The organism is Actinomadura chokoriensis (assembly GCF_041463665.1).
In the GTDB taxonomy this organism is placed as follows: Bacteria; Actinomycetota; Actinomycetes; order Streptosporangiales; family Streptosporangiaceae; genus Spirillospora; species Spirillospora chokoriensis_A.
Genome location: NZ_JAXCEJ010000009.1, coordinates 43,822 through 58,614, shown reverse-complemented (window position 1 = coordinate 58,614; position 14,793 = coordinate 43,822). Strand labels below are relative to the sequence as shown.

Genomic DNA, 14,793 nt, shown 5'->3' with positions numbered 1-14,793 from the left:
GCCCGCGCCGCGATGTTCGGGCGGCGCCCGCGCCGCGACGTCCGGTAGCGTCTCGGCATGCGGGTTCATGTGGGGTGCGCGATGTGGGCCCACGCGCGGTGGCAGGGCCGGTTCCTGCCACCGGCGCTGCCGCCGGGCGAGCGGCTGCGGGCCTATGCGAGCTGGTGCGACGCGGTGGAGGGCAACACGACCTTCTACGCGACGCCGGCGCGGAGCGCGGTGGAGTCGTGGGCGGAGCAGACCGCGCCGGACTTCCGGTTCGTCGTGAAGCTGCCGAAGACGATCACGCATGAGCGGCGGCTCGCCGGCTCCGGCGAGGAGCTCCGGTCGTTCCTGCAGGCGATGGAGCCGCTGGAGTCGCGGGCGCACGCGCTCTGGGTGCAGCTGCCGGGCTCGTTCGGCCCCGGCGACCTCGGGACGCTCGCCGCGTTCCTGCGCGGGCTCCCCGCCGCGCACCGCTACGCCGTCGAGGTCCGTCATCGGGCGTTCTTCGAGGACGCGGGGCCCGCGCGCGACCTAGAGCGGGTCCTCGGCCGGGCCGGCGCCGAGTGGGTTCCGTTCGACACCACCGCCTTCTTCCGGAGCCGGCCGACCAGTGACGCCGAACGCGACGCGTGGACGAAGAAGCCGCGCGTGCCGCGCCGGTCGGCGGCGCTCACCGACCGTCCGATCGTCCGCTATCTCGGGCGGGACGACACCGAGCGCACCGTCGAGGGCTGGCGGTTCTGGGTCGAGAAGGCCGCCGAGTGGGTGCGCGAGGGACGGTCGCCCACGTTCTTCGTCCACACGCCGGACAACGCGGACGCCCTCACGCTGGCCCGCCGCTTCCACGACGAGGTCCGGGCGCGGGCGCCGGAGGTCGAACCGCTCCCGGAGCCGGTGCCGGCCGAGCCGCCCACGCTGTTCTAGGCACGCTGTTCTAGGCACGCTGTTCTGGGCACGCGCCCTTCCAGCCCTCGGCGCCGGCGTCCGGCGGGGCGGCGGTCCGGGCCGGGACGTTCGGCACTGTGCTCTGGCCGCCGGAATGCGCGATCATGGAGGGGCGGGGTCGGGAGGTCCCGCTCGGGTAGGTGAACGGCGTCCTCGCTGGAAGGAGAACAGGCCATGCTGGTCCGGGAGGCGATGACCTCGCCCGTCGTCACGATCCCGCGGACCGCCACGGTCCGCCAGGCGATCCGCGTCCTGCACGAGCACGACATCACCGCGCTGCCCGTCGTGGACGGGGAGGGGCGGCTGGCCGGCATCGTCAGCGAGATGGACCTCCTGCGCGGCGTGTTCGAGCGGGACCCGCGGGCCTTCGCCCGGCCGGTGGCGACGCCGGCGACCCCGTCGCCGCGGCTGGTCGAGGAGGTCATGACCCGCGAGGTGGAGACCGCGCGGCCGGGCACCGACGTGGCGACCCTCGCCGAGACGATGATGCGGACGCGGATCAAGAGCGTGCCGGTGCTGGCGGAGTCCGGCATCGTCGGCATCGTCAGCCGCCGCGACCTCATCGCGATCCTCGCCCGCGGCGACGCCCGCATCCGCGACGACGTGCTCGCCGCGATCGACGAGTACGGGCCGGGCGGGGAACGCTGGGACGTCTCGGTGCGGGACGGCACCGTCGAGCTGCGCGGCGGCGCGGACGAGCCCGCCCGCCGGATCGCCGGCATCCTCGCCCGGACCGTCCCCGGCGTCACCCACGTCTCGATCCAGGAAACGACCCACGGGCAGGCCTGATGCGCGTCATATCCGAGTCACACCTCGCCACCGTCCTCGGGGGCCTGCCCGGACGCCCGCGGGTCGTCGTCGGGGGCAACTTCGCCACCCCGCGCCGCGCCCTCGCCGTCCTGGACGAGGCCGCCTCCGAGTACCGGCTGTTCATGCTCAACGCCCAGGGCGAGCTGCCGGACCGCGACGGCGTGGAGTTGGAGACGCCGTTCGTCGGCGCCGGCATGCGCCGCCGCGCGCACCTGCGCTACTTCCCGTCGCGGCTGTCGCTCGTCCCGAACCTGCTGAAGGGGTCGCTGCCGCCCGACGTCGTGATCGTCCAGACGTCCACGCCGCGGAACGGGACGGTCTCGCTCGGCATCGAGGTCAACATCCTGCCCGCCGCCGTCGAGGCGGTGCGCGCCCGCGGCGGACTGGTGATCGCCCAGCTCAACCCGCACATGCCGCACACCTTCGGGGACGCCGTCATGGCGGTGGACGAGATCGACTACGCGATCGAGTCGGACGAGCCGCTCGCGAGCCCGTCGCCGCGGCCGCCCGGGGACGTCGCCCGCGACATCGGCGGCCGGGTGGCGCAACTCGTCCCCGAACGGGCGACGCTGCAGCTCGGCATCGGCGCCGTCCCGGACGCGGTGCTCGCCTCGCTGCTCGAACGCCGGGGGCTCGGGATCTGGTCGGAGATGTTCAGCGACGGGGTTCTCGCGCTGGAGAAGGCCGGGGCGCTCGACCCGGACACGCCGATCACCGCCTCGTTCGCGTTCGGCAGCGAGGAGCTGTACGACTGGGCCGACCGCAACGAGCGCGTCCGGATGCTGCGCACCGAGAAGACCAACGACCCGAGCCTCATCGCGCGGCGGCCCAGGCTGGTGTCGGTGAACTCCGCGCTCCAGGTCGACCTCTACGCGCAGGCCAACGCCAGCCGCGTGCGCGGGGTCATCTACTCGGGGTTCGGCGGGCAGACCGACTTCGTCGTCGGCGCGCTGCACTCCCCCGGCGGCCGGGCGATCATCGCGCTGCCGTCCTGGCACCCGCGGGCGGACGTGTCCACGGTGATCCCGCGGCTGTCCGGGCCGGTCACCTCGTTCCAGCACAGCTTCATCGTCAGCGAGCAGGGCACCGCCACGATCTGGGGCCGCGACTCCGCGTCGCAGGCCCAGCAGATCGTCGACCAGGTGGCGCATCCGTCCGCCCGCGACGACCTGCGCGTGCAGGGACGCGAACTCGGATTCCCGCTGCGCTGAGATCCCGCCGCGCCGGGCGGCCGGGCTACTTGGCGGCCTTGACCCGGGCCTTCGCCTTCCCCGCCTTCTTCTTCCCGTCCTTCGGGCGCTTCACGTCCTTGATGGCCTTGGCGCCCTTGGCGCCGTTCGTGCTGTCGGCGCCCTTGGTGCTGTTCGTGCTCTTGCCGCTGTTCGTGCTCTTGCCGCTGTTCGTGCTCTTGCCGCTGTTCGTGCTCTTGCCGCTGTTCGTGCTCTTGCCGCTGTTCGTGCTCTGGGTGCTCTTCGCGTTCTTCGCGGGCGGGGAGGCGACCACGGCGGCCTTCCCGGACGGCTTCTTCGCCGCGGCGGTCTTCTTGGGGTTCTTGCCGTTCTTGGACTTCTTCGGGGTCGGCGCGTCGACCGTCGCCGTCACCGCCACCTCCACTTGGACAGGCTCGGGGGCGGGCCCGGGGACGGGCCCGGGGGCGGGTTCGGGGGCGGGTTCGGCGGCGGGCTCGGGCGCCGGGGCGCTTCCGGCGACGCGGTTCCGGAACGTCTGCCCGGACCGGAACCGCGGCACCTGCGCGGCGGGCACCGCGACCGGCTGCCCGGTGCGCGGGTTGCGGGCGCTGCGGGCCGGACGGGAGAGGCTGTCGAACGTCCCGAACCCGGTCACGATGACGCGTTCCCCGGCGGACACCCGCTCCATCACGGTGTCGAACACGGCGTCCACGTGACGGCGGGCGGCGGAGTCGTCGCTGCCCGCGCGTTCCGCCACGGACCTGACCAGTTCACTGCGGTTCATGCGCCGTGCCCTTCACTGTGGCGATATGTGCTGCTCAGCGTAGTGCGGCACGGCGGCCGGGACCCGGCAATCCGCATCGAGGCCCGCCGTCTTCCCTTACCTGCCTTACCTGCCCTACCTGCCCTACCTGCCGATGAACCCCTTGGATTTCAGCCAGGTCTCGGCGACCTCCGCCGGCTGCTTGCCCTCGATGTCGACCTCGCCGTTGAGTTCCTGCAGGACGGCGTCCGTCAGCGCCGCCGCGATCGGGTCCGCGATCTTCCCGATGGCCGGGGCGTCCTGGTAGACGGAGCCCCGGACGGTGAGGGCCGGGTTGTAGACCGGGAAGAACCTCTTGTCGTCCGGGACGGGCGTCAGGCCCAGCGCCTTGATGCGCCCGTCGGTGGTGGCGACCTCACCGAAACTGCAGGGCTCGCCCTTGCCGACGGCGTCGTAGATGGCGCCTTCGGCCAGGGTCGCGACGGCGGACTTCGGCAGCGTGAACCCGTAGGACTTCTGCAGGCCGGGCCACCCGTCACTGCGTCCGGCGAACTCGCTCGCGACGCAGGTGGACGCCTTGGACGGGTCGTGCTTCGCCAGGGCGGCGTAGTCCGACAGGTTCTCGATGCCGAGCCGCCGCATGGTCGTCGTCTTCACCGCGATGGCGTAGGTGTTGTTCGCGGGCGCCGCCGCGAGCCATTTCACCTTGTTCTTCGCGAGGTCCTGCTCGGCGACGGCCTTGTACTGCGCGACCGGGTCGCCGATCGGCTCGGTCTGCTTGAGGTAGTTGATCCAGGCGGTGCCCGTGTACTCCCAGTACATGTCGATGCCCCCGGACGTCAGCGCCGCCCGCGTCGTGTTGCTCCCCTGGAGCCCGCACTTCTCCCGGACGGTCGCGCCCGCCGAACGCAGCGCGAGCGCGGTGACCTGGCAGAGGACGAGCTGTTCGGTGAACTCCTTGGACCCGACGGTGAGGGTGACGCCCTTCAGCGAGTTGCCCTCGGCCAGGCTGCCCGCCTTGGCGTCGGTGCCGCCGGAGCTGAAGCATCCTGCGGTCAGGGTGACGGCGGCGAGGCAGGCGGCGACGCGCGACGGGCCGGTGGGGAGCAGGCGCATGGTGACTCTCCTCAGGGGTTCAGACGCCGCGGGGGCGCAGGACGTGGTCGACGAGTCCGATGAGCCAGTCGGCGGCCATGGCGAGCACCGCGGTCAGGACGCTGCCGGTGAGCAGGATCGGCGTCCGGTTCAGCGCGATGCCGGTGTTGATCAGCTCGCCGAGGCCGCCCGCGTTGGTGAACGCCGCGAGCGTCGCGCTGCCCACGTTGAGGATCACCGCGACGCGGACGCTGGCCAGAATCACCGGGACGGCGAGCGGCAGCTCGACGCGGAACAGCACCGCCGTCCTGGACAGCCCGATGCCGCGACCGGCCTCGACCAGCGACCGGTCGACGCCCTGGAGGCCGACCATCGTGTTGCGCAGCACCGGCAGCGCGGAGACGAGGATGAGCGCGATCACCGCCTTCTGGAATCCGATGCCGACCGTGACGGCGAGCAGGACCAGCACCCCGATGGACGGGACGGCCTGCCCCACGTTGGCGAGGGCGAGGAACGGGGCGGACAGCCCGCGCAGCCGGGGCCGGGTCAGCAGCACGCCGAGCGGGATCGCGACCGCGAGGACGAGCGCCGTCGACACCGCGACCAGGCCGATGTGCTCGCCGAACTGGTGGACGATCTCGGCCCGGTTGATGGACCGGCGCTCGATCGGGTCCAGGTCGAGCCCGCGCAGGTAGGCGTAGAGCGCCGCGCACACCAGGAGGAGGAAGACCGGCGTGACGAGGAGGCCGGTACGGCCCCGGGTCTCCTCGCCCGGCCCCGTTCGCTCCGGTACGGCGGTGACCGTCACCGTTCACCGCCCGGTGCCGGGGTCTCCCGGACGATCGTGGACCACGAGACCGTGCCGGCGGGGCGTCCGTCCTCGTCCAGGACGGTCGCGCTCTCCGCACCGGCCCGCAGCATCGCGTCCAGCGCATCGTAGAGGGACTGGTCGGACCGGACGGTCGCGCCGCCCGCATGCCCGGGGCGCGCGGACGGCAGCGCGATGGAGCCGACCTCGACCAGCCTGAGCCGGCGCATCGCCGCGCCCGTCCCGACGAACGACGCGACGAACTCGTCGGCGGGCTCGGCGAGGATCGCCGCGGGCGTGTCGTACTGGACGAGCCTCGCCCGCTGCCCGAGCATCGCGATCCGGTCGCCGAGCTTGAGCGCCTCGGTGAGGTCGTGGGTGACGAGCACGATCGTCTTGCCGATCCGGGCCTGGAGTTCCAGGAAGGCGTCCTGGAGCCGTTCCCGCGTGATCGGGTCGATGGCGCCGAACGGCTCGTCCATCAGCATCGCGGGCGGGTCGGCGGCGAGCGCTCGGGCGACCCCGACGCGCTGCTGCTCGCCGCCCGACAGCTCCTTCGGGTACCGGCCCCGGTAGGTGCCGGGGTCGAGGCCGATCATGTCGAGCAGTTCGTCGACGCGTTCCCGCACGCGCTTCTTTTTCCAGCCGAGCGTCCGCGGGATGAGCCCGATGTTCGCGGCGATCGTCATGTGCGGGAACAGCCCGACCTGCTGGATGACGTACCCGATGCGGCGGCGCAGCTCGTCCGGGTCGGCCCGGGTGACGTCCTCGCCGCCGAGGAGGATCCGGCCCGCGGTCGGCTCGATCAGCCGGTTGATCAGCCGCAGCGTGGTGGTCTTGCCACAGCCGGACGGCCCCAGCAGGACGACGATCTCCCCGTCCCGGACGCCGAGCGTGAGGTCGTCGACCGCCGGGACGTCCTGCCCGGGGTAGCGCTTGCTCACCCCCTCCAGCCGGATCATCTCCGGGCGCTGCGGCGCGCCGGCCTCGGTGGTGCCGGTGGCGGCGGATTCGGTCATCGCAGCCCCTTGGCGGTGGTGAGACGAGACAGCACGACGAACAGCAGGTCGAGGACGAGGGCGAGGACGGCGACGCCGAGCGTCCCGGCGAGGGTGTCGTTCAGCGCGTTCGCCCCGCCGATCCGGGCCAGCCCGCCGAAGATCAGCTCGCCGAGGCCGGGCCCCGCGACGGCGGCGGCGATCGCCGCGATCGCGACCGTCATGATCGTCGCGACCCGGACGCCGGTGAGCACCACCGGCCAGGCGAGCGGCAGCCTGACGCGCAGCATGCGGCTCAGCGGGCTCATCCCCATGCCGCGGGCCGCCTCCTCCACCGCGCCCGGCACGCCGTCGAGCCCGGTGATGGTGTTGCGCAGGATCGGGAACACCGCGTACAGCACCAGCGCGGTGATCGTCGGCGCGAGCCCCAGCCCGAACAGCGGGATGAGCAGGCCGAACAGCGCCAGCGAAGGGACGGTCAGCATGGTGCCCGTCACACCGAGGGCGAGCCCCCTCGCCCGCGGGCGTCCCTCGACGGCGATGCCGAGCCCGATCCCGATGACGGCCGCGATGGCGACGGCGATCAGGACGACCTCGGCGTGCTCTGCCGCCAGCCGGGCGATGGTGGGCCAGCGTTCGGAAAGGTAGTCGGAGAAGCTCATCGCCGCCCCCCGCGCGGGACGGCGGGAGCCCGGGCGAGGACGGTACGGCTCGCGTCTCCCATACCTCAGAATCTGCCTACGGATGATCAGTCTGGCAATAACGGCCGAGGGCACAGATCGGTTAAGGCCTCGCCCGTCGCTCCGGCGCCGTCGCGCGGGCCTCGCCGCCGACGCTTCCGCTGCGCCGGCGGCTGAGCGGCGTAAACGGCGTGGGCGGCGGTGGTCGAACTTCCTGCCGATGTCCGAGGGGCCTCCTACGATTGCCGGGCAGGCTGGTGATCAGGAAGGGCGTACGCGGTGAGCGATGTGGATGTGCGGATGAGGATTCGGGAGATCTGCCTTTCACTGCCGGAGGCGACGGAGAAGCCGTTCGGCGGTCATACCTCGCCCTCCTTCCGGGTCCGCGACAAGCTGTTCGTGATGACCAGCGAGGACGGCCTCTCGATGACGTTCAAGGCCGGCCCCGGTGTGCAGGAGGCCCTCGTGGCGGAGAACCCCGAGTGCTTCTTCGTCCCGAAGTACGTGGGCGGCAAGGGCTGGGTCGGCGCACGTCTCGACGTCGACCACGACTGGGAGGAGATGGCGGAACTCATCGAGGACAGCTACCGCCTCATCGCCCCGAAGCGCCTGGTGAACCTCATCGACCGCCCCTGAGACGCCGCCCCGATCGCCCACCCGCGCGCCGGGCACACGACCTGGCCTTGCTGCGGACGGTCAGCGGGGACGGCGTTTCAGGGCTGCCAGGCGGCGCGAGTGGCCGGGGGCCGCTGCGAGAATGTGGAAAACTTCGGGTTCTCACAGCTCAGACGGATTTCCGCAGCGTGACGACGGTGATGGCGGCGCCGGCCAGAGCGGCCGCCGCTCCGATGGTGAAGAGGGCGTTCAGCGCGTCGGTGAACGCGTGGTGGCGGCTCACCACCGCGCCGTAGACGGCGATGCCCACGGAGAAGCCGATCTGCATGACGGTGTTGTTCACACCGGAGGCCATGCCGAGGTGCCGTTGGTCTGGGATGTCCACCGCGAGGCCGCCGAGGGTCGGGAGGGCCACGCCGCAGGCCAGGCCGGCCAGCAGCATGCCAAGAACGAGGTCCGTCCATGAAGCGTCGGGGGTGAGGCCGCGCATGAGCATGATCGCCACACCGAGGACGGCCAGTGCGCCCGAGACGAGCGGGCCCTTGGGGAACCGGTCCATGGCCGCACCGGCGAGCGGGCCCGCGAGAAGGATGGGAACCACGAGCGGCAAGAAGCACAGCCCCGTTTTCATGGCCGAGTAGTGCAGGCCGTCCTGGAACCACAGCGACACGTAGATCAGCATCGCGAAGATGCTCGCTTGGATGGTGAAGGATCCGACCTGCGTGCCGCTGAACACGCGGTCGCGGAAGAGGGACAGATCCAGCATCGGGTCGCTGCGGCGGTGTTCTACGACGGTGAAGAGCAGCAAGGCGATCGACGCGCCGCAGAATGCGCCGAGAATTCGGCCGCTGCTCCATCCGTCCTCTTGGCCGCGCAGCAGTCCGAGGACGAGCAGGGTCAGCGCCACGGCGAGCAGTGGCGGGCCGAGGAGGTCGATGCCCCGGGGGCCGTGCGCGGGGTCCCGCCGCGGCAGCGCGGAGGCGCCGACGGCCAGGGTGACGGCTCCAGCGGGGACGTTGACCAGGAAGATCCACCGCCAGCCGAGGCCGGACACGAGCGCGCCGCCCACGACCGGGCCGAGCACGACGGCGAGACCGGCGGCCATTCCCCGCACGCCGAAGGCCACTCCTCGTCTTCGGCCGGCGTAGCACTGGGCGATGAGGGCGAGGGTGGTGGCGAACATCAGCGCGCCCGCAAGCCCCTGCACCACTCGCGCGGCGATGAGCAGGCCCGCGTTCGGCGCCAGTCCGCATGCGAGCGACGCCAGGGTGAACAGTGCCACTCCGGCGAGGAACGAGCGGCGCCGTCCCCAGCGGTCGGCCAGTGAGCCGGCCGTGAGCTGGAATGCCGCCATCGCCATCGTGTAGCCGTTCATCACCCATTGCAGGTCGCCGATTCCGGCGTGCAGATCAGCGTGGATTCCCGCCACGGCGACGGTCGTCACGGTCGCGTCCAGCATGAGCATGAACACCGCCGCGACGATCGCGGCCAGCGGCCACCAGCCGGGCGAGTCCGGGGCGCCCGTGTCGCGGGCCGGCGACGCCGACGTTCGATCGACCACGATCAACCTCCCTAGCACTGTTAGAGGCAATCTAACACCGCTAGGGGATCTCTCGCACTGCTAGATTCGAGGACGTGAGGTTCGAGGGACGTGAGGAGGGAGCGTGATGGCCGGGTTCCCGCGCGAGGAGCACGCGGCGGCACCGCGGCTGGATCGTGCCGAGATCGTCCGTGCCGCCCTCGACCTGCTGGACCGGGACGGGTTCGACGCGTTCAGCATGCGAAGGCTCGCCGTCGAACTCGAGGTCAAGTCGCCTTCGCTCTACTGGCACGTCCGCAGCAAGGACGAACTGTTCGACCTGCTCATCGACACGGTCATCGGCAAGTGCCCGCTACCTGCCGCCGACGAGGGGGATTCGTGGCAGCGGCGGCTCTCCAGCCTCGGAATGGATCTGCGCCAGGTCCTCCTGTCGCATCCCGCCGCGACGCGCCTGCTGCCGGGCCGCCTCCCCTTCGGCCCTAACGGGCTGCGCCTGGCGGACCGGGTCATCGGTCTTCTGCGGCGGTCCGGCTTCGACGACCGGATGGCCAGTTACGGCTACCTGGTCCTTGTGTTCTACGTCATCGGCTTCGCCGTGCAGGAGATCGCCTTCGGGAAGGGGGCCGCCAACGGAGCCCGCCTCGCCGAAGTGGGACGTTACCTGGGCGGACTCCCCGCAGACCGGTATCCGGACCTCGTCGCGGTGGCGGACGAGCTTCTGGCCCCCCGCCTGACGGATCGCTTCGAATTCGGGCTGCAGAGCCTCATCGATGGCCTGGTCAAGACAGAATCAGCGTGAAACGGCGCCGGTCGCCCATTTCGCGATGCGCCCGATCAGTTCTGGCGTGGCGGCCACCTCGGCGTGGCCGAACGCCGGCTCGATCCACAGTTCCCTCGGGTCGGACGCCGCCTCGTACAGCTGATGGGCGTGTTCGAGCGGGAAGAACGCGTCCGCGTCGCCATGGACGATCAGCAACGGCACGGGCGTGATGCGTCCGACGACCTCGTGGGGCGCCTCCGGGACCGGATCCCAGCCCTTGGGGGCGATGCGGGTGCCGCGGGCGAGGCGGACCGCCACCCGGCCCAGGCGGCGCTCGACCGCCCAGTGCGCGCGCCGCATCGGCACCGTCTCGCGGTAGTACCAGCGGGCGGGCGCGCTGACCGACACCACGGCGTCGACCCCGCCGTGCAGCGCGGCGTGGCGGACGACGACGGCGCCGCCCATGGAGAACCCCGTGACGACGACGCGCCGGTATCCCCTGCGGCGTGCCGCCGCGACGGCCGCGTCGAGGTCGAGCACCTCCCGGTCACCGACCGTGGAGTGCCCGCCCGACCTTCCGTGACCGCGGAAGTCGAGGCCGATGACGCCGCCGTGCGCACCGAGGGCCCCGGCGATCCGGCGCAGCGCGGGCTGCCGCCACGAGCAGGTGAACCCGTGCGCCAGGACGAAGCACACGTCGCCGTCGCCCCCCAGGTGACCTGCGTCGATCCGCACGCCGTCGGCGGTGTAGAGGGTGAGCGGTTCGGGAGTCGTCACGTCCTCCATGATCGGTCATCGCGGGCCGCGCCCGGCGTTCGCCCCCCTGGGTGAGGCTGAACGAGCGCGTTGCTGGGTAGGAGTGGAACGTGTCTGGAGGGTTGGTCGATCGGGGGGCTCGGGCGTCAGGCCGGCGGGTATGGACAGCGAAGACCGCGCGGTCCGGGTAGGGGCGCGCGGGAGCCGGCCGGACGAGGTGAGCCGCGCGGCCGGATCCCCGGAGGTCCCGGAACTCGGCGGGACGTCCGCGGCGCGCAAGCGGGAGACCGACGGGTACGCCTACCGTGCGATGGTGTCCTCGGCCCGCGCCCACGAGCGGGCCGCGACGCTGCTAGAGGAGATGGCCGCCGCCCATCCCGAGGAGGCGGAGCTGCACCTGCAGTCGGCCGCCCGGCACCGCAGGTGGGCGGCGAACGACCGCGAGCTGGCGCAGAAGTACGCCCCCCGGACCGGCTGCCCCGACGGTCCGTGAACCGCGTCCGCGGCCACGCGCGAAGGACTGGAGACCGGGCCGCCGTCGATCTGGGGAGCAGGACCCGTGTCGGATCACCCGCCGCATGTGTAAGGATCCAGTTACACGGTTCTAGGGAGGTCGTTGTGCGGGTTGGTGTTCTGCTGTACGAGCGCGGCGGGGCGGACGCGCTCGGCGCGCTGGCCGACGATGTGCGGCGCGCGGCGGACGACGGGTTCCCCTCGGCCTGGATCTCGCAGATCTTCGGGGTGGACGCGCTCTCCGCCCTCGCCATGGCGGGGCGGGACGTCCCCGGCATCGAGCTGGGCACCGCGGTGGTGCCGACGTATCCGCGCCATCCGGCCGTCCTCGCGCAGCAGGCGCGGACGACCGCGCTGGCCCTGCGGGGACGGCTGACGCTCGGCGTCGGCCTCTCCCACAAGATCGTCATCGAGGACATGTACGGGTACGGCTTCGACCGCCCCGTCCGGCACATGGACGAGTACCTGTCGGTGCTGCTCCCCCTGCTGAGCGGGGAGAACGCGTCCTTCAAGGGCGAGACGCTGCAGGGCCACATCGGGTTGAACGTGGCGAACGAGGGGCGCGTGCCGCTGCTGCTGGCGGCGCTCGGCCCGAAGATGCTGAAGCTGGCGGCGGAGAGGACGGACGGGACGGTCCTGTGGATGACCGGCCCGAAAACCGTCACGGAGCACATCGCTCCCACCATCACGGCGGCGGCCAAGGCGGCCGGGCGCGAGGAACCACGGGTGGTCTGCATCCTGCCGCTCTGCGTCACGAGTGACGCAGAGCGCGCGCGGGAACAGGCGGGCCAGACGTTCGCGATGTACGGGAGCCTGCCGTCCTACCGGGCGATGATGGACCGGGAGGGCGTGGACGGCCCCGCCGACCTGGCCGTCATCGGAGACGAGGACGCGGTCGAGGCCAAACTGGAGGAGCTGGCCAAGGCGGGCGTCACCGATTTCGTCGCCGCCGAGTACATGCCGGGCGAGGACCGGGCCCGCACCCGGGAGTTCCTCAAGAACGTGACGGTGCGATGAGCTCGTAGAGGTTCCCGCTGGAGTCGGAGAAGTAGAGGCCCCTGCCGCCGAGCGGGTGGGACTCGTCCACGCGCTGGTTGTCGGCATGCGCGGGCTCGTCGCCGTACGGGATCTCGCGGGCGTCGAGGCGGTCGACGACCATGTCGAACGTGAGGGCGTCCACGTCGAAGGCCAGGTGGTGGCCCTGCGGATGCGCGACCGTCAGGAAGTCGAGCGTGAGGCTCCCGTTCACGCGGATCGGGACGAAATGCCGCGCTTGCGGGTGCGGGCCCGTGTACTCCAGGCCCATGACGGCGGCGAAGAAGCGGGCGGCCTCGTCGTTGTCGGCGGCCGTCACGATCATGTGGTTGAGGCTGATCGTCATTCAGGGGTTCCTTCCTTGAGGGCTCCGTGCTTGAGGGCTCCGTGCAGGAAGACGTCCAGGTACTCCTCCATGGACGGGCCGGACTCGACGGGGCCTGCGGGAGGACGGGCGCGGGTGAAGGCGAGCCCGAGGAACAGGCTCGCGATCTGCTCGGCGGGCAGGCGGAGCCGGTCGCGTTCGGGCTCGAACAGTTCGGCTATGGCGTCGCGGGTGCGGTTCATGGTGGCGTCGCGGTCGAGACCGCCCCCTGCCTGCCCGTCCCCTGCCTGCCCGCCCCCGGCGCGGCCGTCCCCGGCGCTGCCGTGCACGTCCGGGCCGCTCCCGGCTCCGCCGAAACCACCGCCTCCGGGGTCGCCGGGGCCCGGCATGCCGCGGCCGCGGCGGCCGGTGGCCTGCAGGGCGCCGATGACCATGCCCATGCGGACGAGGTAGGCCTCGATCGCGGCGCTCGCCTCGGCGAGCCGGCCGGGCAGCGGCTGGTCGAGCGGGATCTCCGCGATCTCCGCCACGACGTGGTCGTTCCGCAGCGCCTCGGCGACGCACGCGTCCAGCAGTTCGTCCTTGTCGGCGAACACGCGGAAGATCGTCGCCTCGCCGATCCCGGCGGCGCGCGCGATCTGGCCGGTCGTCACGGTCGTGCCGTGCTCGGCGACCAGCGGCAGGGCGGTCCGCACGATCATCTCGCGGCGCTGCTGCGGGCTCATGCCCGGCGCCCGGCGCCGGCTCTTGGACTCCATGCCGCCCACGGTACGGAGTGAGTCCTCACACCGTCAAGACCGAAGTGAGGAGTCACTCCGGCTACCCGGACAGATCCGGATACGAGGGCTGATACCGTTGCGATGCTGCGCGCCATGGAGCGAAGTCCGGTGTGAACCCGGCGCTGTCCCGCAACTGTGGAGCCCCTCTCGAAGTGGCCGAGCCAGGTCGCCTCCTCGCGCGCCGACGATTTTCGACCTCGTGGAAGGGCGATCCGTCATGAGCGGGCCGCGGCTTCCCGGCAGCCTGGAGGCTTCTGGTGAGACCCGTACGTAACTTCGGCGCGGTGCTGGCGATCGGCATCGTCATGGTCACGGCCGCATGCGGCGGTGACGGCGACGACGCCGCCAAGGGCGGGGCGAACGGCGCGCAGGCCGTCGTCGTCCAGGCGGCGAACGGCGCGGTGACCGTTCCCGCCAGGCCGAAGCGGATCATCTCGCTCGCCCCGACCCACACCGAGACGCTGTTCGCCATCGGCGCCGGCTCACAGGTGGTGGCGGTCAGCGACTTCTCGAACTACCCGGCCGAGGCGCCGCGCACGAAGCTGTCCGGCTTCAAGCCGAACGCCGAGGCGATCATCGCCTACAAGCCGGACCTCGTCGTCGTGTCCGACGACCTGAACGGCGTCGTCAAGGCGCTGGAGAAGGTGAAGATCCCCGTCCTGCTGGAGCCCGCGCCGACGAAGCTGGACGACGCCTACGACGAGATCGACGACCTCGGCCTGGCCACCGGCCACGCGGCCGAGGCCCGGAGGCTCACCGGCGGCATGAAGGCGGAGATCCAGCGGACGGTCGCCGCGTCGTCCAAGGCCAAGGGGCTCACCTACTACCACGAACTCGACAACCAGCTGCACTCGGTGACGTCGAAGACGTTCGTCGGCCAGGTGTACGGGCTGTTCGGCCTGGAGAACGTCGCCGACAAGGCCGACAAGGCGACCGGCGGCTACCCTCAGCTGTCCCGCGAGTACCTGCTCAAGCAGGACCCCGACCTCATCTTCCTGGCCGACACCAAGTGCTGCGGACAGAACGGCGCCACGCTGCCGAAGCGCCCCGGCTGGTCCGGCCTCGACGCGGTGAAGAACAAGAACGTCGTCGAGATGGACGACGACATCGCCTCCCGCTGGGGGCCCCGCCTGCCCGAGTTCGTCAAGGCGATCGGCGACGCCGTCCAGAAGGTGCAGTGACCGCGCCGGCCGGGC

General features: G+C 71.8%; 16 protein-coding genes and 2 pseudogenes. 9 read left to right on the top strand and 9 right to left on the bottom strand.

Annotation, left to right across the window (positions count from 1 at the left end):
- The first annotated feature begins 57 nt into the window (after positions 1-57).
- The 4 genes and pseudogenes from SM418_RS16515 to SM418_RS16500 form a co-directional block, all read left to right on the top strand.
- Positions 58-909 carry a DUF72 domain-containing protein gene (locus tag SM418_RS16515; protein WP_371941642.1) on the top strand — a complete coding sequence of 284 codons (852 nt, stop codon included), beginning with the start codon at positions 58-60 and terminating at the stop codon, positions 907-909.
- Positions 910-1,104: 195 nt separating this feature from the next.
- Positions 1,105-1,719, top strand: coding sequence for a CBS domain-containing protein (locus SM418_RS16510; RefSeq protein WP_371941641.1), 615 nt, complete (start codon positions 1,105-1,107; stop codon positions 1,717-1,719).
- A pseudogene (locus SM418_RS16505) lies at positions 1,719-2,207 on the top strand (4-hydroxybutyrate CoA-transferase); the annotation flags it as partial. The gene SM418_RS16510 and the pseudogene SM418_RS16505, both read left to right, overlap by 1 nt.
- A 324-nt stretch (positions 2,208-2,531) precedes the next feature.
- Positions 2,532-2,951, top strand: a pseudogene (locus SM418_RS16500) (acetyl-CoA hydrolase/transferase C-terminal domain-containing protein); the annotation flags it as partial.
- A gap of 25 nt (positions 2,952-2,976) precedes the next feature.
- Here SM418_RS16500 and SM418_RS16495 read toward each other — a convergent pair.
- From SM418_RS16495 to SM418_RS16475, 5 genes are all read right to left on the bottom strand, one after another.
- Positions 2,977-3,714, bottom strand: a complete 738-nt coding sequence (locus tag SM418_RS16495; protein ID WP_371941640.1) for an HU family DNA-binding protein — start codon at positions 3,712-3,714, stop codon at positions 2,977-2,979.
- 123 nt (positions 3,715-3,837) lie between these two features.
- Positions 3,838-4,809: a glycine betaine ABC transporter substrate-binding protein gene (locus tag SM418_RS16490; protein ID WP_371941639.1), complete on the bottom strand. Its 972-nt coding sequence runs from the start codon at positions 4,807-4,809 to the stop codon at positions 3,838-3,840.
- A gap of 19 nt (positions 4,810-4,828) precedes the next feature.
- Complete coding sequence (locus SM418_RS16485) at positions 4,829-5,596, bottom strand: ABC transporter permease (protein WP_371941638.1); 768 nt, start codon at positions 5,594-5,596, stop codon at positions 4,829-4,831.
- A complete protein-coding gene (locus SM418_RS16480) occupies positions 5,593-6,615 on the bottom strand; it encodes an ABC transporter ATP-binding protein (protein WP_371941637.1) in 1,023 nt (340 codons plus the stop codon). Before SM418_RS16480 ends, SM418_RS16485 begins: the two co-directional genes overlap by 4 nt.
- Complete coding sequence (locus SM418_RS16475; RefSeq protein WP_371941636.1) at positions 6,612-7,256, bottom strand: ABC transporter permease; 645 nt, start codon at positions 7,254-7,256, stop codon at positions 6,612-6,614. Before SM418_RS16475 ends, SM418_RS16480 begins: the two co-directional genes overlap by 4 nt.
- Before the next feature lie 318 nt (positions 7,257-7,574).
- Here SM418_RS16475 and SM418_RS16470 point away from each other — a divergent pair, with 318 nt between their 5' ends.
- Positions 7,575-7,910, top strand: coding sequence for an MmcQ/YjbR family DNA-binding protein (locus SM418_RS16470; RefSeq protein WP_371941635.1), 336 nt, complete (start codon positions 7,575-7,577; stop codon positions 7,908-7,910).
- 148 nt (positions 7,911-8,058) lie between these two features.
- Here SM418_RS16470 and SM418_RS16465 read toward each other — a convergent pair whose 3' ends face one another.
- Entirely contained in the window at positions 8,059-9,450 is a 1,392-nt protein-coding gene (locus tag SM418_RS16465; protein WP_371941634.1) for an MFS transporter, read from the bottom strand.
- Between the two features lie 106 nt (positions 9,451-9,556).
- Here SM418_RS16465 and SM418_RS16460 point away from each other — a divergent pair, with 106 nt between their 5' ends.
- Positions 9,557-10,228 (top strand): TetR/AcrR family transcriptional regulator, encoded by a 672-nt coding sequence (locus SM418_RS16460; RefSeq protein WP_371941633.1) that lies wholly within the window; start codon positions 9,557-9,559, stop codon positions 10,226-10,228.
- Here the strand turns inward: SM418_RS16460 and SM418_RS16455 are convergent.
- A complete protein-coding gene (locus SM418_RS16455; RefSeq protein ID WP_371941632.1) occupies positions 10,220-10,975 on the bottom strand; it encodes an alpha/beta hydrolase in 756 nt (251 codons plus the stop codon). The genes SM418_RS16460 and SM418_RS16455 overlap by 9 nt on opposite strands.
- A 130-nt stretch (positions 10,976-11,105) precedes the next feature.
- Between SM418_RS16455 and SM418_RS16450 the strand changes: the two genes are divergently transcribed.
- Together SM418_RS16450 and SM418_RS16445 are read left to right on the top strand one after the other, a co-directional pair.
- Complete coding sequence (locus tag SM418_RS16450; protein WP_371941631.1) at positions 11,106-11,438, top strand: hypothetical protein; 333 nt, start codon at positions 11,106-11,108, stop codon at positions 11,436-11,438.
- Between the two features lie 125 nt (positions 11,439-11,563).
- A complete protein-coding gene (locus SM418_RS16445) occupies positions 11,564-12,475 on the top strand; it encodes an LLM class F420-dependent oxidoreductase (protein WP_371941630.1) in 912 nt (303 codons plus the stop codon).
- Here the strand turns inward: SM418_RS16445 and SM418_RS16440 are convergent.
- Positions 12,453-12,839 (bottom strand): VOC family protein, encoded by a 387-nt coding sequence (locus SM418_RS16440; protein WP_371941629.1) that lies wholly within the window; start codon positions 12,837-12,839, stop codon positions 12,453-12,455. The two genes, SM418_RS16445 and SM418_RS16440, sit on opposite strands and share 23 nt — an antisense overlap.
- Positions 12,836-13,576 (bottom strand): TetR/AcrR family transcriptional regulator, encoded by a 741-nt coding sequence (locus SM418_RS16435; protein ID WP_371941627.1) that lies wholly within the window; start codon positions 13,574-13,576, stop codon positions 12,836-12,838. The genes SM418_RS16440 and SM418_RS16435 overlap by 4 nt, the downstream gene beginning before the upstream one ends.
- 278 nt (positions 13,577-13,854) lie before the next feature.
- Between SM418_RS16435 and SM418_RS16430 the strand changes: the two genes are divergently transcribed.
- Positions 13,855-14,778: an ABC transporter substrate-binding protein gene (locus SM418_RS16430; RefSeq protein ID WP_371941626.1), complete on the top strand. Its 924-nt coding sequence runs from the start codon at positions 13,855-13,857 to the stop codon at positions 14,776-14,778.
- Positions 14,779-14,793 lie beyond the last annotated feature (15 nt).

Excerpts from the sequence above, each read along its gene's own strand:
- SM418_RS16515 (WP_371941642.1), top strand. The coding sequence starts at position 58 with ATGCGGGTTCATGTGGGGTGCGCGATGTGGGCCCACGCGCGGTGGCAG.
- SM418_RS16510 (WP_371941641.1), top strand. The coding sequence starts at position 1,105 with ATGCTGGTCCGGGAGGCGATGACCTCGCCCGTCGTCACGATCCCGCGG.
- SM418_RS16495 (WP_371941640.1), bottom strand. The coding sequence starts at position 3,714 with ATGAACCGCAGTGAACTGGTCAGGTCCGTGGCGGAACGCGCGGGCAGC.
- SM418_RS16490 (WP_371941639.1), bottom strand. The coding sequence starts at position 4,809 with ATGCGCCTGCTCCCCACCGGCCCGTCGCGCGTCGCCGCCTGCCTCGCC.
- SM418_RS16480 (WP_371941637.1), bottom strand. The coding sequence starts at position 6,615 with ATGACCGAATCCGCCGCCACCGGCACCACCGAGGCCGGCGCGCCGCAG.
- SM418_RS16475 (WP_371941636.1), bottom strand. The coding sequence starts at position 7,256 with ATGAGCTTCTCCGACTACCTTTCCGAACGCTGGCCCACCATCGCCCGG.
- SM418_RS16470 (WP_371941635.1), top strand. The coding sequence starts at position 7,575 with ATGAGGATTCGGGAGATCTGCCTTTCACTGCCGGAGGCGACGGAGAAG.
- SM418_RS16460 (WP_371941633.1), top strand. The coding sequence starts at position 9,557 with ATGGCCGGGTTCCCGCGCGAGGAGCACGCGGCGGCACCGCGGCTGGAT.
- SM418_RS16455 (WP_371941632.1), bottom strand. The coding sequence starts at position 10,975 with ATGGAGGACGTGACGACTCCCGAACCGCTCACCCTCTACACCGCCGAC.
- SM418_RS16450 (WP_371941631.1), top strand. The coding sequence starts at position 11,106 with ATGGACAGCGAAGACCGCGCGGTCCGGGTAGGGGCGCGCGGGAGCCGG.
- SM418_RS16440 (WP_371941629.1), bottom strand. The coding sequence starts at position 12,839 with ATGACGATCAGCCTCAACCACATGATCGTGACGGCCGCCGACAACGAC.
- SM418_RS16435 (WP_371941627.1), bottom strand. The coding sequence starts at position 13,576 with ATGGAGTCCAAGAGCCGGCGCCGGGCGCCGGGCATGAGCCCGCAGCAG.